Origin of the sequence: Vibrio breoganii, from assembly GCF_001677275.1 — a bacterium.
GTDB lineage: Bacteria > Pseudomonadota > Gammaproteobacteria > Enterobacterales > Vibrionaceae > Vibrio > Vibrio breoganii.
Window position 1 is genome coordinate 2,715,780 of the sequence record NZ_CP016177.1, and the last position, 22,305, is coordinate 2,738,084.

The 22,305-nt window shown below is 45.5% G+C and carries 20 protein-coding genes and 5 tRNA genes; 8 read left to right on the forward strand and 17 right to left on the reverse strand.

The window, feature by feature from the left end:
• Nucleotides 1-83: 83 nt before the first annotated feature.
• On the reverse strand, nt 84-701 hold the full coding sequence (lexA, locus tag A6E01_RS12595; protein ID WP_026012790.1) for a transcriptional repressor LexA: 618 nt from the start codon (nt 699-701) through the stop codon (nt 84-86).
• Nucleotides 702-791: 90 nt separating this feature from the next.
• Nucleotides 792-1,148 (reverse strand): diacylglycerol kinase, encoded by a 357-nt coding sequence (locus A6E01_RS12600; protein ID WP_017030144.1) that lies wholly within the window; start codon nt 1,146-1,148, stop codon nt 792-794.
• Between the two features lie 167 nt (nt 1,149-1,315).
• Here A6E01_RS12600 and plsB point away from each other — a divergent pair, with 167 nt between their 5' ends.
• The gene (plsB, locus tag A6E01_RS12605; protein WP_017030143.1) at nt 1,316-3,739 is read left to right on the forward strand and encodes a glycerol-3-phosphate 1-O-acyltransferase PlsB; all 2,424 of its coding nucleotides are present in this window, start codon (nt 1,316-1,318) and stop codon (nt 3,737-3,739) included.
• A gap of 35 nt (nt 3,740-3,774) precedes the next feature.
• Here the strand turns inward: plsB and ubiA are convergent, their stop codons facing one another.
• The 8 genes from ubiA to ftsY all read right to left on the reverse strand — a co-directional run bounded on the left by ubiA (nt 3,775) and on the right by ftsY (nt 10,646).
• Nucleotides 3,775-4,626: a 4-hydroxybenzoate octaprenyltransferase gene (gene ubiA, locus A6E01_RS12610; protein ID WP_017030142.1), complete on the reverse strand. Its 852-nt coding sequence runs from the start codon at nt 4,624-4,626 to the stop codon at nt 3,775-3,777.
• Nucleotides 4,626-5,168 (reverse strand): chorismate lyase, encoded by a 543-nt coding sequence (locus A6E01_RS12615; protein ID WP_017030141.1) that lies wholly within the window; start codon nt 5,166-5,168, stop codon nt 4,626-4,628. Before A6E01_RS12615 ends, ubiA begins: the two co-directional genes overlap by 1 nt.
• 101 nt (nt 5,169-5,269) lie before the next feature.
• On the reverse strand, nt 5,270-6,106 hold the full coding sequence (glpG, locus tag A6E01_RS12620) for a rhomboid family intramembrane serine protease GlpG (protein WP_017030140.1): 837 nt from the start codon (nt 6,104-6,106) through the stop codon (nt 5,270-5,272).
• Nucleotides 6,103-6,426, reverse strand: a complete 324-nt coding sequence (gene glpE / locus A6E01_RS12625) for a thiosulfate sulfurtransferase GlpE (protein WP_017030139.1) — start codon at nt 6,424-6,426, stop codon at nt 6,103-6,105. The genes glpG and glpE overlap by 4 nt, the downstream gene beginning before the upstream one ends.
• Nucleotides 6,427-6,790: 364 nt before the next feature.
• Nucleotides 6,791-7,651, reverse strand: coding sequence for an RNA polymerase sigma factor RpoH (gene rpoH / locus A6E01_RS12630; RefSeq protein ID WP_017030138.1), 861 nt, complete (start codon nt 7,649-7,651; stop codon nt 6,791-6,793).
• Nucleotides 7,652-7,817: 166 nt separating this feature from the next.
• The gene (gene ftsX / locus A6E01_RS12635) at nt 7,818-8,750 is read right to left on the reverse strand and encodes a permease-like cell division protein FtsX (protein WP_017030137.1); all 933 of its coding nucleotides are present in this window, start codon (nt 8,748-8,750) and stop codon (nt 7,818-7,820) included.
• Nucleotides 8,740-9,414 carry a cell division ATP-binding protein FtsE gene (gene ftsE, locus A6E01_RS12640; RefSeq protein WP_017030136.1) on the reverse strand — a complete coding sequence of 225 codons (675 nt, stop codon included), beginning with the start codon at nt 9,412-9,414 and terminating at the stop codon, nt 8,740-8,742. Before ftsE ends, ftsX begins: the two co-directional genes overlap by 11 nt.
• Nucleotides 9,415-9,437: 23 nt before the next feature.
• Nucleotides 9,438-10,646, reverse strand: coding sequence for a signal recognition particle-docking protein FtsY (gene ftsY / locus A6E01_RS12645; protein WP_017030135.1), 1,209 nt, complete (start codon nt 10,644-10,646; stop codon nt 9,438-9,440).
• Between the two features lie 154 nt (nt 10,647-10,800).
• Between ftsY and rsmD the strand changes: the two genes are divergently transcribed.
• Both rsmD and A6E01_RS12655 read left to right on the forward strand, forming a co-directional pair.
• Nucleotides 10,801-11,397, forward strand: coding sequence for a 16S rRNA (guanine(966)-N(2))-methyltransferase RsmD (rsmD, locus tag A6E01_RS12650; protein WP_026012758.1), 597 nt, complete (start codon nt 10,801-10,803; stop codon nt 11,395-11,397).
• Nucleotides 11,397-11,666: a DUF1145 domain-containing protein gene (locus A6E01_RS12655; RefSeq protein ID WP_017030133.1), complete on the forward strand. Its 270-nt coding sequence runs from the start codon at nt 11,397-11,399 to the stop codon at nt 11,664-11,666. Before rsmD ends, A6E01_RS12655 begins: the two co-directional genes overlap by 1 nt.
• A gap of 202 nt (nt 11,667-11,868) precedes the next feature.
• Here the strand turns inward: A6E01_RS12655 and A6E01_RS12660 are convergent.
• The 5 genes from A6E01_RS12660 to A6E01_RS12680 form a co-directional block, all read right to left on the reverse strand.
• Nucleotides 11,869-11,945 (reverse strand) — tRNA-Pro (locus A6E01_RS12660).
• A 55-nt stretch (nt 11,946-12,000) separates the two neighbouring features.
• Nucleotides 12,001-12,076: transfer RNA gene (locus tag A6E01_RS12665), tRNA-His, on the reverse strand.
• 46 nt (nt 12,077-12,122) lie between these two features.
• Nucleotides 12,123-12,199: transfer RNA gene (locus tag A6E01_RS12670), tRNA-Pro, on the reverse strand.
• A gap of 148 nt (nt 12,200-12,347) precedes the next feature.
• Nucleotides 12,348-12,423: transfer RNA gene (locus A6E01_RS12675), tRNA-His, on the reverse strand.
• Between the two features lie 45 nt (nt 12,424-12,468).
• Nucleotides 12,469-12,545 (reverse strand) — tRNA-Arg (locus A6E01_RS12680).
• A gap of 288 nt (nt 12,546-12,833) precedes the next feature.
• Between A6E01_RS12680 and A6E01_RS12685 the strand changes: the two genes are divergently transcribed.
• Entirely contained in the window at nt 12,834-13,244 is a 411-nt protein-coding gene (locus tag A6E01_RS12685; RefSeq protein WP_017029535.1) for a c-type cytochrome, read from the forward strand.
• 96 nt (nt 13,245-13,340) lie between these two features.
• On the opposite strand, the gene rep is transcribed toward A6E01_RS12685, so the two are convergent.
• Nucleotides 13,341-15,356: a DNA helicase Rep gene (gene rep, locus A6E01_RS12690; RefSeq protein WP_017029534.1), complete on the reverse strand. Its 2,016-nt coding sequence runs from the start codon at nt 15,354-15,356 to the stop codon at nt 13,341-13,343.
• Nucleotides 15,357-15,526: 170 nt separating this feature from the next.
• On the opposite strand from rep, the gene A6E01_RS12695 reads away from it, so the two are divergent.
• From A6E01_RS12695 to ubiK, 4 genes are all read left to right on the forward strand, one after another.
• Nucleotides 15,527-16,099, forward strand: coding sequence for a TetR/AcrR family transcriptional regulator (locus A6E01_RS12695; protein WP_017029533.1), 573 nt, complete (start codon nt 15,527-15,529; stop codon nt 16,097-16,099).
• A 15-nt stretch (nt 16,100-16,114) separates the two neighbouring features.
• Nucleotides 16,115-17,215, forward strand: coding sequence for an efflux RND transporter periplasmic adaptor subunit (locus tag A6E01_RS12700; protein WP_017029531.1), 1,101 nt, complete (start codon nt 16,115-16,117; stop codon nt 17,213-17,215).
• A gap of 10 nt (nt 17,216-17,225) precedes the next feature.
• Nucleotides 17,226-20,297, forward strand: a complete 3,072-nt coding sequence (locus A6E01_RS12705) for a multidrug efflux RND transporter permease subunit (protein WP_065210311.1) — start codon at nt 17,226-17,228, stop codon at nt 20,295-20,297.
• 137 nt (nt 20,298-20,434) lie between these two features.
• The gene (gene ubiK / locus A6E01_RS12710) at nt 20,435-20,692 is read left to right on the forward strand and encodes a ubiquinone biosynthesis accessory factor UbiK (RefSeq protein ID WP_017029529.1); all 258 of its coding nucleotides are present in this window, start codon (nt 20,435-20,437) and stop codon (nt 20,690-20,692) included.
• Between the two features lie 98 nt (nt 20,693-20,790).
• On the opposite strand, the gene ilvC is transcribed toward ubiK, so the two are convergent.
• Nucleotides 20,791-22,275, reverse strand: a complete 1,485-nt coding sequence (gene ilvC, locus A6E01_RS12715) for a ketol-acid reductoisomerase (protein WP_017029528.1) — start codon at nt 22,273-22,275, stop codon at nt 20,791-20,793.
• Between the last annotated feature and the right edge of the window lie 30 nt (nt 22,276-22,305).

Sequence of the window (22,305 nt, forward strand, 5' to 3'; positions counted from 1 at the left end):
CTTGAGATATTTGAGGCAAAAAAAAGCAGCGCTTCTATAAAGAGCGCTGCATATAGTGAATCATAAATTTTGGGATATTGGTATTACATCCAAGTGCTATTACGAATGATCCCTACCGCTATGCCTTCGATGGCAAGATGCTGTTGTGTTAGGTCGACCTTGATTGGAGAAAGCTCTGCATTCTCTGGGTGCAGCAAAACGGTAGACCCTTTGCGCTCTAACCTTTTTACGGTTACATCTTCATCGACACGAGCCACAACCACTTGTCCGTCTCTAACATCTTGAGTCTTATGAACCGCCAGAAGGTCGCCATCCATAATGCCGATGTCTTTCATACTTTCGCCGTGTACGCGAAGCAGGAAGTCAGCTTTAGGTTTAAACATTTGCGGATCAACCTGATAATGCGACTCTATGTGCTCTTGCGCCAAGATTGGCTCACCCGCTGCAACATTACCAATTAACGGCAAGCCATCATCGTTAGCACTGTCTTGTAGAAGTATTCGGATACCGCGCGATGCGCCAGGGATGATCTCAATGACCTGCTTTTTCGCTAGAGCTTTGAGGTGCTCTTCGGCAGCATTCGCTGAACGAAACCCCAGTTCGCGCGCAATTTCGGCTCTTGTTGGTGGCATGCCAGTATCTTCGATTTTCGTCTTGATAAGATCGAATACCTGCTGCTGTCTTTGGGTTAAGGGTCTCATACATCACCTGTTCTTTTATACAGTTCACTGTGAGTATATACAGCATGGTTAAATAATCAACCAGTTACCCCTAATAAGCTGAAATTTAAGTTAAAAGAACAAAACCTCAACCCAGATGTACAATACTAGGCCTAAAGCCACAAACACGGCGGCTGAACCAATGTCTTTAGCTCGACCTGCCAATTCATGAATCTCTGAACCGATTCGATCGACGACTGCCTCAACGGCTGAATTCATTAGCTCAGCGATCAACACGATGAATAGCGACAGTATCATCAGCATTCTTTCTGTTTGGCTGACATCGAGAATACATGCAATAGGGATAAGAAAGAGGGCTAAGAAAACTTCCTGACGAAACGCGGCCTCATGTTTAAAAGCGGCTTTAAGCCCCTGAATAGAATAACCCGTTGCCTTAATAACGCGTTTGAATCCTGTATTACCTTTCATTGATCACCTATTCTTTTTATCTTGCTGTGCTTTTTCATTTATTGACCTAACATTAAAACAATTCTGGTTAAAAGGTTCGACCAGTTCTGCTATTCTTGCGACGCTTATTTTACCACCTAGTCTTGAAGAGCCTTGGGCACCAAATATAAATTGGGACAATCATAAATATGTCTTCTGGTCATACACTGACACAAACAGCTTTACGCTTTCCTTTGAAAGTATTGGTTAAGGGTAATGTCGTACCCCCTTCTCCTATTAGTGATCTCAACATAGATATAGAGAAACCTATTGTCTATGTGTTGCCGTTCGAATCTAATGTCGACCTTCTTTCTGTTCGTCGTCGAGCCATTCAACTTGGTTTACCTGATCCGCTACAACCTCTTGAGGTTGGTGGCAAAAGCTTTAGACGCTATGTATTTATCTCTACAGGCAAACTCGACCGAGACAACGATACTCTTGACTCACTAGGATCTCAAAGCCTGTTTACGCAACTTCTTAAATTGCACCGTGAACAATCCGATCTTGACGTGCAACTGATCCCAACCACCGTTATGTGGGGGCGAAAGCCAGGTAAAGAGGGACGAGATAAGCCTTATCTAGAAAACCTCTCCCCTTGGAATAAGATGCAAGCAGTGCTCTTTTCTGGACGCGATTGTATGATTCGCTTTAGCCCGCTAGTGTCAATGCGTTACATGGCAGACTCTCGTGGCTCTGATGAAACCATAGCTCAGAAACTGGCTCGCGTAGCACGTATTCACTTCTCTAGACAAAAATTAGCAGCATCAGGGCCAAGCCTACCTAGTAGAGATGTCCTGTTTGAGCGACTGATCAAATCTGAGGCTATTAATAAAGCCATTGCCGATGAGGCCGCAGCTAAGAATATTAGTGTTGAAAAAGCAGAGCAACATGCCCTGAAGATAATGGATGAGATTGCGGCTAAGTTCTCTTACTCACTGATCAAGCAAGGTAACTTTGTTCTAACTTGGCTGTGGAACAGACTCTATCAAGGTATCAATGTAAGCAACGCTTCGACAGTGCGTAAGCTGGCGCAAGATGGACATGAGATTGTTTATGTTCCGTGCCACAGAAGCCACATGGATTACTTACTACTTTCCTACATTCTTTATCATGAAGGGATGGTACCGCCACATATCGCAGCCGGAGTAAATCTGAACTTCTTCCCTGCAGGCCCTATCTTTAGACGAGGCGGCGCTTTCTTCATCCGCCGCAGCTTTAAGGGCAATAAGTTGTACTCCACCATTTTCCGAGAGTACCTTGCTGAGTTGTTTACCAAGGGATATTCCGTTGAGTATTTCAGTGAGGGTGGTCGCTCTCGCACAGGTCGTTTACTACAAGCCAAAACGGGCATGTTAGCAATGACAGTGCAGGCGATGCTCAGAGGATTGAACCGTCCAGTCACCTTAGTCCCAGTGTATATTGGCTATGAGCATGTCATGGAGGTTTCCACTTACGCTAAGGAACTTCGTGGTAAACGCAAAGAAAAAGAAAACGCCGGGCAAGTACTGCGCACAATTAGAAAGCTGCGTAACTTTGGTCAAGGCTACGTAAACTTTGGTGAGCCTATCCCGCTGAACCAGTACCTGAATGAAAATGTGCCAGAATGGCGTGAAGACATCGGCGCTGCAGAAGGCACTAAGCCAACGTGGATGACTCCTACAGTCAATGCTATCGCTGAAAAGATGATGACGCATATCAATGATGCCGCTGCGGCTAACGCGCTGACGCTAACGGCGACAGCATTATTAGCTTCAAGACAAAGAGCGCTAACTAAGGAAAGCTTAATCAATCAGATTAATTGCTACCTTAGTATTTTACGCAATGTGCCATACACCAGTTTTGCCACCACTCCGGATAGCAGTGCTGAAGAGCTAGTAGCGCACGCTACCTCACTGGATAAGTTTGTGGTCGATTCTGACAGCATGGGTGAGATCATATCCTTAGACCGTCATCAATCTGTTCTGATGACCTACTATCGTAATAACATCATTCATATGCTCGCTCTACCTTCACTGCTAGCACAGCTAATTATCCAATTGCCTGACTGTACTATCACGAGATTGAAGCGCAATATCGCTGTTTTGTATCCGTTCTTACAAAAAGAGCTGTTCCTTTCATACGATAGTGAGCAACTGGAAGACAAGGTTGAACAAATAGTGCAGGAGTTTCTCTCTCAACAGTTGATTGAGGTTGAGGGTGATATGGTTAATCTTAATCAGACCAATATCCATACCCTGCAGTTACTGTCTCGCACTATCTCTGAAACACTGCAGCGCTATAGCATTGCTCTTAATCTACTGGCGGCTCAACCAGAGCTAGCTCAAGCAGAATTAGAAATGAGGTGTCAGGATATTGCACAGCGCCTGGGTCGTTTACACGGTATCAATGCTCCTGAGTTCTTTGATAAAGGGGTATTCGCGGCGTTATTCAGCACCCTAAAAGAACAAGGTTACTTGAATGCAGAGGGTGAGTGCGATATCGAGCGCACTGAGAAGTTGGCACAAGGCCTACTGGAAATCCTCTCTCCTGAGGTGAAACTCACCATCAAAGAAGGTATCGCTCAAGCGGTATAAAGACAAAAAAATCCCGGATTTAATCCGGGATTTTTTTATAAGTAAGTAACAAACAGCCCTATCGTAATGACCATCCCAACATAGTTATTGTTGAGAAACGCTTGAAAGCATAGTGCGCGATCCCTAGTTTTTATCAACCACTGTTGATATACAAACAATCCAGCAGCCACTAACACTCCCCAATAAAAAGCAGGGCCAAGAGCCGCGTTCTCACCAACAATCAAAAGCAAGATGATGGTGATAGCTTGCAAGATCCCTACGATTAATTTGTCGAATCGTCCAAATAGTATTGCGGTAGATTTGATGCCTATCTTCAGATCATCATCTCTATCCACCATAGCGTATTGGGTATCGTAGGCGATAGTCCAAAGCATATTGATAACAAACAGCAACCAAGCCAAAGGTGCTATGTGGCCAGATTCTGCCGCCCATGCCATTGGAATTGCCCAACTAAAGGCCATTCCCAACACCAATTGAGGCAAGTGAGTAAAGCGCTTCATAAAGGGATAAAGGGCCGCTAGCGCAACACCCACAAACGACAGCTGAATAGTCAGTGTGTTCATGGTCAGTACTAGTGCAAAAGAGATAAGACTCAGAACGCCAAATAAGGCTAATGCCTCTTTTGCAGACACCAACCCGCTAGGGATAGGTCGAAACTGAGTACGCTCAACATGACCATCTAACTCTCTATCAGCAAAGTCATTGATCACGCACCCTGCGGAACGCATCAAGAATACGCCTAAACAGAATACGATCAATACTGTCCACTGCGGTCTACCCTCGGAGGCCATTACCAAAGCCCACAAGGTTGGCCATAAAAGCAATAGACTACCGATAGGTCGATCCATTCTCATCAACAGGTAGTAGGCTCTTATTTTAGAGACCATTAATCGGATTCCTTGTCTGAATATACTGGGGACTTAGGCAAGAACAGCTCTGCAACTAGCATGGGAGTTCCGTTCATCCATAGCCTAGAGCGTCTTGCGAGTAGGGGCTGACCTTCTACATCGATAATGCCAACCTGCAATCCATCACGATAGGCACCTTCAGAACTAAATACCGTGACCCCTAGTGGCAACTCTCCTTGGTTCTCAAAATCATGAGAATGAGATTGCAATGAGCTCTGAGGTATTAGGGTGCGGCCATATACCCAATCGTGACGATCTCCTCGAAGAATCACTTCTCGTAGTAGACACACTTCTTTGTTTAGTACTTGTGCTTCTTGAGTTGAGAGCTCTTCAGGTTGTACCTTGTTGCTCGTAAACAGCTCCACACTCAAATCCGAGCAAGAGAGAGACAATCTGTGAGAAAGAGAGTCTTCTTCTAACAACCAGTGTTTAGCGTTGTTATCTGGGAACTGAAAGTCGCTAGGGCTCTGCCAATTGATGTTTAGCAAGGCCTGCTGAAATGTCCTTATAGGGCTAGTCATACTTACTTCGTAACTCTTTACCAACCAATGGCAACTGTATAAATAAAATATTGGAGCAATTGTACCAATCGCGGTGCCAATAAGGTAACTCAGATCATCAATTAAGTGTTCTGAGTTCGGTTTACGCTATCAAGCCAGCCCAATAAACACCCGGCAACCAATCCCGCAAGGTGTGCGGCATTCGCAATCGCCATAAACGGTTGCACAAAGCCAAGTACCAACCAGATCAACATGAAGGCGAGGATAGGCTTAGGTATATCTAGGCCAAACTGCGGAGCTCTTACCGATAGTACCCATATATATCCAACCAAGGCATACACGACACCACTTAGGCCTCCAAAGTTGGCACCTTCGATCCAATACTGCGCACATCCAGACAAGAGAGCGGAAACCAAGAAAATCTTCGTGAGACGACCTCGACCCAGTCTTTGTTCAATATCCCCACCCAATTGCCACCACCAAAGTAAATTAAAGGTGATGTGCAGAACGGAGAAGTGCAATACAGCATGGGTAACATAGCGCCAAACTTGCCACTGTTGATCGGCCATCGCCGGAAAGTGCAATAAGGAGAACACCTGCTGCTGCATTCCGAGTAGACGCAAACCATAAATCACAATACAGACAAGCATAACCAACAGCGTCATTGGCCCCGCTTTTGCCTTTATCATCTGCATGAAACTTGGCGTTGAATAGCTAAACTGTTGAGTGCGCGTCTCAGCCATATCCCAAGAAGCCGCCTGGTACTTCTTATCATTAGGGTTCTTGAGAAACAGCTCGAGCTCTTGCTGAACCATAGACAGCTTTGCGTCATCATGTAGCCAGAGTACAAACTGGCCATCACCTTCCGGCATCTGCGAAACAGTGACCCGCTGTGATGCCATGTAATCAATAAAGGCTTGCGCTATTCGTGGGTTATTCAGTTGTATAAGGCGAATCATTCATGAGCCTCTATTGGCAGTTGCTGTCGCTGCCAAGCCTCAAATCCTCCATCTATGCTAAATACTTGCTCAAAGCCCTGGTTCAGTAAATATTGAGCCGCTCCAACACTGCTAATTCCGTGGTAACACAACACTAGAATCGGGTCTTCAAATTCCACTGAGTCCATGAACTCGGCGATAGTCTGATTGGTAAGGTGGTAGGCATCTACAGGGTGTGCCACTGTAAAGGCTTGAATGTCACGAATATCCACCAATCTCGCTTGTTGCGTGGTTTGCATTTGGTGTGCTTGATTCACACTGATTCGTTGTACTTCTTCCATTATTTACTTGTCCTCAAAAAATCCTATCCCAAGCCTCTGAATAATTTCATACCCAGGTTTGGGATAACAGTGATCAAATTGCCACCAGCTGTGGGTAAATCTGTGGATTACGTTGATAAAGTGTTTTGATTAATAATGATCCACAATATCTAGTATTGATCCTTAATAATGTGTTGATTTCAAATTATCTATCCCCACTCGATTTATCGATGATAACCCTTGCTTTGACTGAGTTAAAGACATGCTATCGAAATTTATCCCACAGAGTTATCCACAGATTAGGCTTATCATGAAACACTAAAACCGATCCCAATAAAAAAGGCCAAGATCTCTCGATCTTGGCCTTCATAATTCTTAGTTTATATTAGAGGTCGCCGACCGCTAATTTAAGCTTCTTCATCGCATTCTTTTCTAGTTGACGAATACGCTCAGCAGAAACACTGTAGGTATCAGCAAGGTCTTGTAGCGTTTGCTTCTGATCATCTAACCAGCGTGCGCGCACAATGTGCTGGCTACGCTCATCCAAAGTCGCTAGTGCATTAGCTAAGCGTGCATTGGTATGGTTTTCCCAGTTGTCCGCTTCGACATTGTCAGCGATATCAGAGTCTTTATCTTCAAGATAAAGCGCTGGTGCTACTGGATTGAAGTTCGCACTGTCATCGTCATCAGCCGAAAACTCGAAAGTTGCGTCTTGAGCGGCTAAGCGAGATTCCATTTCACGAACCTCAGTTGGTGATACACCTAGCTCTCTTGCTACCGTCTCAACTTCACCGTTGTTAAACCAACCTAGGCGCTTCTTGTTTTTACGCAGGTTGAAAAACAGTTTACGTTGAGCCTTAGTCGTCGCAATCTTAACGATACGCCAGTTACGCAGTACGTACTCATGAATCTCAGCTTTGATCCAATGAACAGCAAATGAAACAAGGCGAACACCCACTTCTGGGTTAAATCGTTTCACCGCTTTCATTAATCCGATATTACCTTCCTGAACTAAGTCAGCTAGAGGAAGACCATAACCAGAGTAACCACGAGCTACATGAACAACAAAACGCAAATGAGACAAAATCAGCTCTTTCGCAGCCTCAATCTCACCTTTGTAATGCAAACGCTCGGCAAGGTCTTTCTCTTTCTCTGCGGTTAGCATTGGGTAACCGTTTGCAGATCTGATGTAGCTATCTAAGCTATCTTGAGATACAACTGCCATTGAAAACGTTTTACTAGCCATTCAATCCCTCATTCATCGAACTTTACAACCTATTCGCTATTAAATTAGCGACTGCTAAAAAAACAGCGGACTGGACATTATGCACAGAAATTCATCGAGAGCAACCCCTCGACTGTGAGCTGAGGCATACCCTCACCCACTTCCCACCTACTGAGACAAGTAAATTCTACACAGGTTCAATTTCAGAAAGATGACGGCGTGCTGAGGCTTGAGCGGCAAATAAACCAAGAAAGCTACCAATTAACAATAAGATAATCGACTCATCAAAACTCAACGGGCTCAAAATGAAACTGCTGTCATATAACGATGCGACCGATTGAACCGTACTTCCCAAGAAAAGTGACAGCGCTAAAGTAATTAACCATGCAAACAAAGAACCCAATAAACCGAACCACATCCCGGTGTAAAGGTAAGGACGAAGAATGAAGCTGTTGGTTGCCCCAAGAAACTTCATGACTTGAATCTCTTCTTTTCGTGCTAGCACATTAAAGCGCATGGTATTGCCAATAATAAGCACTACAGCCACCAGCATCATACAGGCAAGTGCTAAAGCAAGTGCGCTACTCAGCGCCTTAATGGCGTCAAAGCGTTGTAACCAGTCTTGATCCACTCGAACATCAGTAAAGACTTCAACAGCATTGGCAAGGTCGAGGATATGTTGCTGCGTGGTATCAGAGGCTTGCGCTGGATGAATCACCAATAGTGCTGGCAGTGCATAATCATCGAGCAAGCTAATAGCGTCATTGAACCCAGAGTGCGAGCTTAGGTCCTGCAATCCTTGCTGTGAAGAAATGTACTCGACACTCGCGATTGCTTGGTCGCCTTCAAGCTGATCCTTGATCAGCATAATGCGCGCCTCTGGTGTGCCTTCTTGTAAGTAAGCACTTACAGCAGCAGGCTGGCTTACTTGTTCAGCGGCATCCAGAATGTTTTTCGCCACCACATAAAGGCTAGATGGCAACGCGAGTACTATCGCAATCACCGCTAAGGTGAACAAATTGCCCAAAGGCCTTTGAGCAATATCGTGCAGTGAACCTTTTGCTACTAGGTAGTGAGAGCGAAAATACCCAATTTTTTGTACTGAACTCTTATTGGCCATAACCCTCTGCCTCGCTCAAAAATCCTTGGTTCAACTCAAAACGGCGATATTGCTTTCGTGTTTCCATCATGCCGACATCGTGGGTCGCGATAAGAATAGAAACGCCCGCGCGATTAAATTCTTCAAATAGCCTAAAGATACGATTAGAAAGCTCAGGGTCTAGGTTTCCGGTTGGCTCATCGGCAAGCAATAACGTCGGTCTATTGACGACAGCGCGAGCAATACCCACTCGCTGCTGCTCTCCACCTGATAATTGAGTCGGCAAACAGCGCGCTTTATCTAGCAAGCCGGTTTTGTCCAAGGCTGCATTTACGCGGCGTTTAATCTCGTTTTCTGCGATGGACTCGATACGCATAGGCAAAGCCACATTATCGAAGACACTTCTGTCCATCAAAAGACGGTGATCCTGAAAGACTATGCCGATATTACGTCTGAGTAGAGGGATTTCTTTATCGCCAATACGTGTAATGTCATGCCCATTGAAGGCTATCTTACCGTCAGTCGGTCGTTCCATGGCGCAAATCAACTTAAGCAGAGTACTTTTACCTGCCCCTGAGTGACCCCCTAAAAAAGCCAACTCGCCCTTTCTTAGATGGAAGTCCACCTTCTGCAATGCTTGATGGCCGCCGCGATAAGCCTTGCTAACCTGTTGAAAGTTAATCACTAAATCGTCCTTGCTGTGGGGTGTTAATCTTCTCTGCTAAACAATGCGTCAATGAACTCTTGAGTCTCAAATGGACGCAGGTCATCAATACCCTCACCCACACCGATATAACGAATTGGGATCTTAAACTTATCGGCGATAGCGAAGATAACACCCCCTTTTGCTGTGCCATCCAGTTTAGTTAATGTAATTCCGGTTACCGGTGCAACATCGCTGAATAGTTTCGCTTGGCTCATTGCGTTTTGACCCGTACCTGCGTCTAACGTCAACATGATCTCATGTGGAGCGCTGCCATCAATCTTCTTCATTACGCGAACAATCTTACGAAGCTCTTCCATAAGGTTGCTCTTGTTCTGTAAGCGCCCAGCCGTATCTGCAATAACAACATCGTAGCCACGCGCTTTGGCCGCTTCGATGGCATCATAGATAACAGAAGCACTGTCCGCTCCCGTGTGTTGAGCGACAACAGGAACATCATTTCGCTGCCCCCATACTTGAAGTTGCTCGACCGCTGCCGCACGGAAGGTATCACCCGCTGCTAGCATCACTTTCTGTCCTTGAGACTGAAATTGCTTAGCAAGCTTACCAATGGTGGTCGTCTTACCAACACCATTCACACCCACCATCAGAATAACGTAAGGCGTTTTTTGCTCATCAATCTGCAACGGTTGCTCTACTTGTGCCAATATCTCGGCAAGCTCCAGCTTGAGTAAGTCATATAATGCCTCACCGTCTTTTAACTGCTGGCGAGAAGCTTTCTCTGTCAGGCTATCGATGATTTTCATGGTTGTTTCCATGCCAACATCGGCAATCAGAAGCTGCTCTTCCAACTCTTCAAATAAGTCATCATCAATCTCTTTGCCTTTGAATAGGCCAAAGAAACCCGCACCAATATTGGCTTTAGTACGTGCAAGACTGCGCTTTAGTCGAGCAAAAAAGCTTTCCGTTGGCTTCTCTTGAACCTCAGGCTGAATGGCCTCGGGTTGAAGTACCTCGGGTGCTTTCTCTTCTGGTTCTGGCTCGCTTTCTTCTTCAACGGGTTGTTCTTCAACAGGCTCTAACTCTACGACTTCGCTCTCAGGCTGTTCAGTCGGCGTAGCTTGCTGCTCAGCAATGTCAGCCTCAGGCTGTTGCTGTTCATTAATGTCCGTTTCTTTTTGTTCCGGTTGAGTTTGTTCTTCTTCACCAAAACCAAGCCAAGACAATAAGCCGCGTTTTTTCTTATCCGTCATCGGAGACTATCCCAGTTACTTTATGATTCGTGCATATATACGGCGCCAATCGGCACGGTACGTTCAATTAGCGATGATTAATCTCGTATTTACGAGTACAATTTTAAAATAATCAATAGGGTATGATACCACTTATTCGATGGCCAAAAACAGCATGAGAAAACATCAACGCTCCTCTTCTTCACAAAATAACAAGGGTTCAGGCTCAATCCGCATCATCAGTGGCTTATGGCGCGGACGAAAACTCCCCGTTTATGATGCTGAAGGATTACGCCCCACCACAGATCGAGTGAAGGAAACCTTGTTCAATTGGATTGCCAATGACATCCCAAATGCTCGCTGTCTAGATCTGTTTGCAGGCTCTGGAGGACTAGGATTTGAAGCAGCCTCAAGACAGGCCGAAGAAGTCACCTTGATTGAGCTCAACAGCCAAGCTTTTCAACAGTTGCAACAAAACGCACAGACCGTTAAAGCGACAAACATCAACCTATTGAACCAAAATTCACTAAACTTCTTGAAACAGGAAGGACAGGCATACGATATTGTATTTATTGATCCGCCGTTTCGACAAGGTTTACTAGCAGACACAATAGAGCTGTTGGAAAACAATCACTGGCTAAACGATCAGGCACTGATTTACATTGAGACTGAAAAAGAATTAGAGATGCCTGCCCTGCCAGAAAGCTGGCAATTACATCGTGAAAAAGTGGCGGGACAAGTTAGATTTCAACTATTTATAAGAGAGCAGTAATGAAATATCTTTTGATGCTAGCGAAGGCTGCAATCGCCTTTGTTTGGTTTGTTTTGATTTTTAATATTTTTCACCCGTTTCCAGGTAAGGCCGCCATCGCACTCTACATCATGGCCGCTTTCCTACTCATGATGCACGGACTTCAGTCAGCCATCTTCCTTGGAGCATTTGGAGACAAGGTAAAGCTCTCTTCCTGGGAGAAGTGGTCAATACTTATCTTTGGTATCTTCGCGTTGTTAGATATTCGACGCAAACACATGATGGATTAATCAGATTAATCACCAAGCGCACTATTGAGTGCGCTTTTTTATACCCGAATGAAAAGCTTCGAGTATGGCTTCAAAAAGAAAACCGTAAGGATGGATTCGATGCGACTGGGCTTCCAGCCCCCGACCAAATGTACTTTTCTCGTCCAAACTATAAATCCCAGATGCAAAAAGGCCTCACTCTTTCGAGTGAGGCCTTATGTAGTGGTCGGTGAAGAGGGATTCGAACCCCCGACCCTCTGGTCCCAAACCAGATGCGCTACCAAGCTGCGCTATTCACCGACTTATGTTTCGTTCTGATTAAATCAAAACAGGGAACCGAGGTTACCTTAATCAATGGGGTGGCTAACGAGATTCGAACTCGCGACCACCGGAATCACAATCCAGGGCTCTACCAACTGAGCTATAGCCACCACTGATCTTTTATTGCCATCGCATATTTGCCATGACCAATTGTAGTGGTCGGTGAAGAGGGATTCGAACCCCCGACCCTCTGGTCCCAAACCAGATGCGCTACCAAGCTGCGCTATTCACCGACAAATTTTAGAGAACTTCGTTTTTACCAGAGGGTTACCTCTAGTCCCGCTATTCTCAAAGGCAGGATGCACTATCAAACCGTGCTATTCACCGACTTATATTTCGTTCTGATTAAATCAAAACAGGAAACCGAAGTTACCGAAATAATGGGGTGGCTAACGAGATTCGAACTCGCGACCACCGGAATCACAATCCAGGGCTCTACCAACTGAGCTATAGCCACCACTATTTTTTGCCAATACGCTGTTTCTGAGAACAAGCTTCCGGATGGTACGCCCGAAAGGATTCGAACCTTCGACCTTTGGCTCCGGAGGCCAACGCTCTATCCAGCTGAGCTACGGGCGCATGCCCTATCGGCGGAGTGGAATAATACGGATATCACACTTTGCCGTCTAGTACTTTTTCAGATTTTTTTTGTGTTTGCGCTTTTTTTCAACGAAAACGATCACTTACTGTAAGTTTCGAGATGTGATTTAACCCTCGCCCCAGTAAAGATATAGTTTAATGCAACAATCATAAGATATATAATCACTCAACATTTACAACACCTTAACAGTTAGTTGTTCCATTTTGTGCGAACTACGTACAAATGTTCATCTGGTTGGCGCTTACTCAGGAATTAAAAGAGAGTTAATGGATATGTCTCGTAAACTTATTACCCTATTTACAGCCGCGCTTGTATTCTCCGGAGCTAGCTTCGCCTCTTCGAGCCAAGAAGATTATGACGCGATTGCCGAGCGAATTAAGCCAGTGGGCGATGTTTATCTTGCTGGAGCAGAACCAGAGCAAGAAGTTGCCTCAGGCCCTCGAGACGGCGCAACAATCTATGGAACATTCTGCGTAGCCTGTCATGGCACAGGTGTGAGCGGAGCTCCTAAAATCAACGATGCTGCTGATTGGACCGCGCGTATTGCCCAAGGTAAAGAAACGATGGCAGATCACGCAATCAATGGATTCAACGCAATGCCAGCACGTGGTGCGTGTATGGATTGTAGCGATGATGAAATCATTGCCGCTATCGACCATATGATTGCCGACCTTTAAGGGTTTAACGACACAAATAAAAAAGATGGCCTAGGCCATCTTTTTTTGTTTCTTGGACAAGTTTTTAGCTAAGATCTTGGACAAGCTCTTGAGCATCTATTTTTTAAACATCGCCCTTAGATTGGCAATATGGGCTTGCCCCTTCTCCATACGCTCTTCCTTGGTTTGTTCTTTCTTCTTCACTTCCCACTCTAAATCATCGAACGGAAGCTCATCTAAAAAGCGGCTTTGCGTTGGCTTGATAAGTTCACCGTACTGACGACGCTCTTTACATACCGTAAAGCTCAATTCTTTCTGTGCACGAGTAATGCCTACATACATTAAGCGGCGCTCTTCTTCGACGTTATCTTCATCTATGCTGGTTTGGTGCGGCAAGATCCCCTCTTCAGCACCCATCAAATAAACATAAGGGAACTCTAGGCCTTTTGATGCATGCAGTGTCATCAATTGAACCTGATCGGCCTCAGCGTCATCTTCACCACGCTCCATCATGTCACGCAAGGTTAAACGCTGAACCACTTCCTTAAGGGTCTTCTCTTCTTTGTCGTAGTTGTCCCCTTCGAGATCAGCCACTATCCAAGTATAAAGGTCAGACACGTTCTTCATTCGCATTTCTGCGGCTTTCGGGCTCGCGGAAGTTTCGTAGAGCCAGTCTTCATACTTAATATCACGCACTAGACTGCGAACGGCTTCAACGGTATTGCCGCGCTCTGCGTTGTCACCGACCCTCACTAGCCACTCGGTAAAGCGGCGTAGGCTTTCTAAGCCCTTACCTGCAAGCGTCTGTTCTAATCCAAGCTCAAACGATGCCTCAAACAAGCTCTTGCCACGCATGTTGGCATAGCTGCCTAGCTTTTCGAGAGTAACCGGGCCTATCTCTCTGCGCGGTGTATTCACGATACGCAAAAATGCATTATCGTCATCAGGGTTCACAAGCACCCTTAGGTAAGCCATTACATCTTTGATCTCAGCTCTAGAGAAGAACGAGGTTCCCCCAGAAATGCGATAAGGGACTCGGTTCTGCATCAGTGACTTTTCAATCAGACGCGATTGATGGTTGCCGCGATAAAGGATGGCGTAATCTTTGTAATGGGTTCGGTTAACAAACTTATGCGCAATTATCTCACCGGTAATTCTCTCTGCCTCATGGTCTTCATTCTTGGCCATGAGTACCTTGAGCTTTTCACCATCAGGTATCTCTGAGAAGAGTTTCTTCTCATACACGTGTGGGTTGTTTGCGATTAAGATGTTAGCCGAGCGCAATATTCGACTAGTAGAGCGGTAGTTCTGCTCCAGTTTAATAAGCTTTAAGCTTGGGTAGTCTTCACCAAGCAACACCAAGTTCTGTGGCTTAGCACCGCGCCAAGAATAAATAGACTGATCATCATCGCCCACCACCGTCAGTCGACCACGCTCGCCAACCAACAACTTAACCAGTTCATACTGGCTGGTGTTGGTATCTTGGTACTCATCCACCAAAAGGTATCGAATGCGTGCCCGCCAGCGCTCTCGCACTTCCTCGTTTTGCTTTAATAGCAATACGGGCATAAGAATCAAATCATCAAAATCTAGGGCGTTATAAGCCACCATCTGGCGCTGATACATCTCAAAGCAATCGGCAAATAACGTATGTTGTTCACCCTGCGCCGAGGCTCTTGCTTGAGCCGGCGTCAACATGTCGTTCTTCCAGTTTGAAATGGTACTGACTAGCTGGCGAAGTAAATCTTTATCACCGTCTAACAAATCTTCCGTAAGCTCTTTGAGCATTGAAAGCTGGTCTTGGTCATCAAAAAGAGAAAAACCCGCCTTTAGACCTAGTGCTTTGTATTCTCGGCGAATGATGTTGAGGCCTAGGGTGTGGAATGTAGACACCATCAAGCCTTTTGATTCATTCTTACCTAAAGTTTGCCCGACACGCTCTTTCATCTCTCGTGCCGCTTTGTTGGTAAAGGTTACCGCTGCGATATTGCGAGCCTTATAACCACACTGCTGAACTAGATAGGCAATCTTATTGGTAATTACGCGAGTTTTACCTGAGCCTGCACCGGCCAATACCAGACAAGGCCCTGACACAAATTTTACCGCTTGGTCTTGCTGTGGATTCAGTCTCATAACGCCACCGAGATACAAAAAAGGGCTCTAATCATACTGTTCACCTTGCTCATTTCCAATCGAATTTTCCTTTTCCAAATGCTTACCTATGCTTACAAACAGTTGCATTTTAATAATTGTCCAATAAAATGAATGAACGTTCATTCATTTGGGTAGGGAATGTTATATCCATGACATCTAAAACCAAGCGCGAAGACATCTTAGAAGCTGCTGTGACTATTTTAGGTCGTGATGGCTTCAATGGCCTTTCGATACAAAAACTCGCGAAAGAAGCCAAGATGGCTGCAGGCACTGTTTATCTCTACTTCAAAGACAAGGATAGCGTGATTGCAGAGGTAAGACTCTGGCTAACAAGACAGGTTGCGGAAATCATTCAGAAGGATGTGCTCTCTAATCAATCTCTCTATGAAAGGTACGAAACTATGTGCCACAACGTATGGAGTATTGGGGGATCTCAACTAGGGTTATTACAAACTCAAATTCAGTATGAATCGTTACCTTCGCCTTTAAGCAAAGAGATTCGAAACCTAGAGAAAAAATTGTTTGATCGGCTGCTCAGTGTCTTTGAAGAAGGCAGACAGTCCGGAAAACTTAAGAATTTACCCGATTCGGTTTTATATAGCCTAAGTTTGGAAAGCTGCGTTGCATTGACCCGCAAGCATTTTCAAGAAATAGACCCTATCGACAGCGAAACTTATCAACTGGCCATCCAAGCAAGCTGGGATGCCATTACAACTAAATAACTGGAGAACCGTTCCATGAAAAAGTGGACACTAATTATGCTTATTATTGCTATCGCCCTGTTCGGTAGCGTGATTGGCTTCAATATCTTCAAGCAGCAGAAGATAGCAGAATACATGGCGAACCGCCCAGAGCCAGAGTATCCAGTTACCGTAATGACGGCCTCTGCTGAAGAGTGGACGCCAAGTATCGACGCAATTGGATTCATTGAACCACTGCAGGGTGTAACACTAACTGCAGAGGCAAGTGGCATTGTGACTAAGATTAACTTTGTTTCTGGCCAACAGGTTTCTAAGGGTGCCTCTTTGGTGCAGCTAGATTCCGATGTTGAAAAAGCGAATCTACAAAGTGCTGAGGCTCGATACCCAGCCTCAATAGCAAAATATAAGCGTTACAAAGGCTTAATCAAGAAAGGGGCGATCTCGCAAGCCGATTTTGATGATGCCGAAGCCTCTTATCTATCATTGAAAGCCGATATTGCTGGCCTCAAAGCCACCATCGATCGTCGCGACGTGAATGCACCCTTTGCAGGTGTGATTGGTATTCGTGGCGTCAACCTTGGTGAATACATGCAAGCGGGTAGCCGAATCGCGCGCCTAGAAGACATCAGTGTTATGCGTATGCGCTTTACCGTTTCGCAAAACGATATCTCACGTATCAACATTGGTCAGGCGATCCGCATCAAAGTCGACTCTTATCCTGGTAGCACTTTTGACGGTACCATTTCAGCGATAGAGCCTGCGATTAACTATCAAAGTGGTTTACTGCAAGTACAGGCTGAAATTCCAAATACTCAAGGTGAACTGAGATCCGGTATGTTTGCTCGTGCGCAAATTGTGTTGCCAAAACTTCAAGATCAAGTCGTGCTACCTCAAGTGGCGATTACTTACACCCTGTACGGTGATAGCGTATTCGTTCTCGATGAAGAAACTCATCGTGTAGCACAACGTGTCATTAAAGCTGGCGAGCGCGACCAAAACAACGTGCGAATCCTAGATGGCGTTAAGCCTGGTGAAGTGATCGTGACCTCAGGTCAGGTACGCCTGAGCAACGAGTCCAAGGTGAAAATTGTGGAAAGTGATGCCACCACCCCACCGACTGAACTTCCGATGCTGTAAGGGATAGACAATGCGATTTACAGACATTTTTATAAAGCGCCCAATACTCGCGATCTCTATCAGCTTTTTGATAGCTCTGCTGGGTATGCAAGCTATCTTCAAGATGCAGGTGCGTGAATACCCTGAAATGACCAACACTGTAGTTACGGTATCAACCAGTTACTACGGTGCTAGTGCAGATCTGATCCAGGGCTTTATTACTCAGCCACTAGAGCAAGCCATTGCTCAGGCTGACAATATCGATTTCATGACATCTCAATCGGTACTGGGTAGTTCAACCATTACTGTCACCATGAAGTTAAACACAGACCCGAATGCGGCGTTATCGGACATACTCGCTAAAACCAACTCGGTTCGCTCTCAGCTTCCTAAGGAATCAGAGGATCCTACTGTAACCATGTCGACAGGTTCGACGACCGCGGTTATGTATATAGGCTTCACAAGTGATGAATTAGCTTCAAGTCAGATCACTGACTATCTTGAACGCGTTGTTAATCCACAGCTATTTACCGTTAATGGCGTATCCAAGATCGACCTTTACGGTGGTATGAAATACGCACTGCGTGTATGGCTAGATCCTGAAAAAATGGCAGGTTTGCAACTCACCGCAACTGACGTGATGGGTGTATTAGATGCCAACAACTTCCAGTCGGCAACCGGTCAGGCAACCGGCGCTTTAGTTCTTTATAATGGTAGTGCTAACACTCAAGTTGCTAACGTTGAAGAGCTAAAAAATCTTGTCGTAAAACAAGATGGCGGTCAGGTTGTTCGCCTTAGCGATATTGCCAAGGTAACCCGTGAGAAGAGTCACGATATCTATCGTGCAAGTGCCAATGGCCAAGAGGCGGTTGTAGCTGCAATTAACGGTGCGCCAAGTGCTAACCCAATCAACATCGCAGCTGATGTTCTGGAGCTTTTGCCACAACTAGAAAAGAACCTGCCAACCAATATCAAGATGCAGGTAATGTATGACTCCACGGTTGCGATCAACGAGTCAATTCAAGAGGTAGCAAAAACCATTCTTGAGGCGGCTCTTATCGTACTGGTCGTTATCACATTATTCTTGGGCTCTTACCGTGCGGTACTAATCCCTATCGTAACCATCCCGCTATCGCTAATCGGGGTAGCCATGTTCATGCAAGCGCTAGGGTTTTCCTGGAACTTGATGACCTTGCTCGCCATGGTATTGGCTATCGGCTTGGTGGTGGATGATGCCATCGTTGTACTGGAGAACGTCGACCGGCATATTAAGCTGAGAGAAACACCGTTTAGGGCCGCGATTATTGGTACGCGAGAGATCGCGGTTCCGGTTATTGCAATGACACTGACACTGGGTGCAGTTTACGCTCCTATTGCCTTGATGGGCGGTATTACTGGCTCGTTATTCAAGGAGTTTGCGCTCACCCTTGCGGGGGCGGTATTTGTATCCGGGATCATAGCGTTAACGCTCAGTCCTATGATGTGTGCAACCTTCCTTAAGCAGAACGAGGAACCAAATCGCTTTGAGCAATTTGTTCATAAGAAATTAGATGCCCTTAGTGAGTCTTATGCATCTGCACTCGGTTCAGTAATGCAACACCGAGGCGTTGTGATTGCCTTTGCATTGATTGTATTCGGTAGCTTGCCGTTACTGTTCAAGTTTATTCCAAGTGAATTGGCACCGTCGGAAGATAAAGGTGTTGTCATGATGATGGGTACTGGTCCATCAAATGCGAACCTAGATTATCTGCAAAACACCATGAACCATGTGAATGAGCTTCTGAACGAGCAACCTGAGGTCGCATACGCACAGATCTTTACAGGTGTACCTAACTCCAATCAGGCATTTGGTATTGCGTCTTTGAAACCATGGAGCCAGCGTGAAGCTAGCCAATCAGAGATCACTAACCGAGTTTCTGGCTTAATCGCAGAAGTACCCGGTATGGCAATCACTGCGTTCCAAATGCCAGAGCTTCCTGGTGCAGGCTCAGGCCTTCCGATTCAATTTGTTATCACTACACCAAACAGCTTTGAGAGTTTGTTCCAGATAGCAACCAACACACTTGCTGAAGTAAATGCAAACCCACAATTTGTTTATTCTGATCTCGACCTGAACTACGATTCAGCCACTATGAAGATCACCATAGATAAAGATAAAGCGGGTGCTTATGGCATTACCATGCAAGATATCGGTATAACCCTAAGTACCATGATGGCTGATGGCTACGTCAACCGTATCGATTTGTATGGCCGTTCGTATGAGGTTATCCCACAGGTGGAGCGTAAATTCCGAATGAATCCTGAGTCGATGAACAACTATTATGTACGTTCATCTACGGGCGATTCAGTACCATTAGGCAGCTTAATATCCATCGATGTGATACCTCAGCCTAGGTCTCTACCTCACTTTAACCAGTTGAATTCAGCAACTGTGGGTGTGGTTCCAGCTCCTGGTGTGGCTATGGGTGATGCCATCGCATGGTTTGAAACGACTGCAGCGGAAAAACTACCGAGTGGATACAACCATGACTATATGGGTGAATCTCGTCAGTTTGTGACCGAAGGAAGTGCGTTATACACCACCTTCTTGCTGGCAATCGCGATCATCTTCTTGGTACTGGCAATACAGTTTGAGTCGTTACGTGACCCACTGGTGATCATGGTATCCGTACCACTCGCCATCAGTGGCGCTTTGGTGGCGTTGGCTTGGGGTCTATCAACGATGAACATCTATTCCCAGGTCGGATTGATAACGCTGGTTGGTCTAATTACCAAACACGGCATTTTGATCTGTGAGGTGGCAAAAGAAGAGCAATTGCATCATCAACGCAATCGTGTAGATGCAGTAATGGCTGCAGCTAAAGTACGTCTGAGACCAATTCTAATGACCACTGCGGCGATGATTGCAGGTTTGATACCTCTAATGTATGCAACAGGTGCAGGTGCTGCACAGCGCTTTAGTATAGGCATCGTAATTGTTGCCGGTCTTGCTATTGGTACCGTGTTTACCTTGTTTGTACTACCGGTTATCTACAGCTTCCTTGCTTCCGAGCATAAACCGCTACCTGAATTTGATGAAAGCGAAGTCGTTGAATCAAACTAATCTAGGGTAATGAACGTAAAAGGGCTCAGAGATGAGCCCTTTTTTATATCAAAAACAAATATCTGTCTCGATATTGTTTGCGACAAAAGACGCTGAATTGCTTAGAATATAACAAACGATTTTGGAGAAACGCCCCTATGTTCGACCCTAAAAAACTAGAGCAGATTGCAAAGCAAATTCATGAATCTATGCCTCAGCCAGTAAAAGACCTAGGCACTGACGTTGATCAAAAAGTCCGTCAAGTCATTCAATCCCAGCTGAACAAGCTAGATGTGATCAGTCGTGAAGAGTTCGAGGTGCAAACTCAAGTATTACTGCGCACTCGTCAAAAGCTAAACGAGATGGAAAAGAAGATGGCCGATCTAGAAGAGAAGCTTTCTACTAAAGGCGAATAGCCACCTCACGTACAAACAAAAAGGCTTGGTATTTTCATACCAAGCCTTTTTTAGTTTAAGAGTACCGCCGAACTCGTCGGCGGACTTTTAACTAGCGATTAGCCACCAACAGCAATGCGCTTCATGTCAGTCATGTAGCCACGTAGTTCTTCACCTACGTACTCAACTGGGTGGTTGCGAATGGCTTCGTTCACTTCGATTAGGCGTTGGTTATCAGCAAAGTTAGACGCTTCACCTAGGCCTTTACCGATAACATCAGTTGCTACTGAAGGCATGAACTTCTCACGTAGAAGCGGTGTTGCTACGTTTGCGAATAGGTAGTTACCGTACTCAGCGGTATCAGAGATAACAACGTTCATCTCGTATAGACGCTTACGTGCAACAGTGTTCGCGATTAGCGGAAGCTCGTGCAGTGATTCGTAGTAAGCAGACTCGTCGATAATGCCAGAAGCTGTCATTGCTTCAAACGCAAGCTCAACACCAGCACGAACCATAGCGATCATTAGGATGCCGTTGTCGAAGTACTCTTGCTCAGAGATCTCTACATCAGACTCAGGGTAGTTTTCGAAATCAGTTTCGCCTGTCTCTTCACGCCATTTGAATAGGTTAACGTCGTCGTTTGACCAGTCAGCCATCATAGTGCGAGAGAATTCGCCTTGGATGATGTCATCCATGTGCTTGTTGTAAAGCGGGCGCATAAGATCTTTAAGCTCTTCAGAAAGGTCAAAAGCGCGGATCTTAGCAGGGTTTGATAGACGGTCCATCATATGAGTGATGCCACCGAACTTCAGTGCTTCAGTGATAGTTTCCCAACCGTACTGAAGAAGCTTTCCTGCGTAACCAGCATCGATGCCGTCAGCAATCATCTTCTCATAACATACGATAGAACCCGCTTGTAGCATGCCACAAAGGATAGTTTGCTCACCCATTAGGTCAGACTTAACCTCAGCAACAAAAGAAGACTCTAGACAGCCCGCGCGGTGACCACCCGTACCTGCAGCCCAAGCTTTAGCGATATCCCAGCCTTCGCCTTTAGGGTCGTTTTCTGGGTGAACAGCGATCAGTGTTGGAACGCCGAAGCCACGCTTGTACTCTTCACGAACCTCAGTACCTGGGCACTTAGGTGCAACCATAACTACTGTAAGGTCTTCACGAATCTGCATGCCTTCTTCAACAACGTTAAAGCCGTGAGAATAACCCAATGCAGCGCCTTGCTTCATTAGTGGCATCACTGTCTCAACAACATTGCTATGTTGCTTATCTGGAGTCAGGTTGACAACTAGGTCTGCTTGAGGAATAAGAGTCTCGTAACTACCTACTTCAAAGCCATTCTCTTTTGCGTTTTTGAAAGATTGGCGTTGCTCATCAATAGCAGCTTGGCGTAATGCATAAGATACATCTAGGCCAGAATCGCGCATGTTCAAGCCTTGGTTTAGGCCTTGAGCACCACAACCTACGATAACCACTTTCTTACCTTTTAGGTAATCAGCTTCTGTAGCAAATTCAGAACGGTCCATAAAACGGCAACGACCCAATTGGTCCAATTGCTCACGTAGGTTTAGCGTGTTGAAATAGTTAGCCATGACGGGCTCTCCTTAAAAATTCTTTCCATA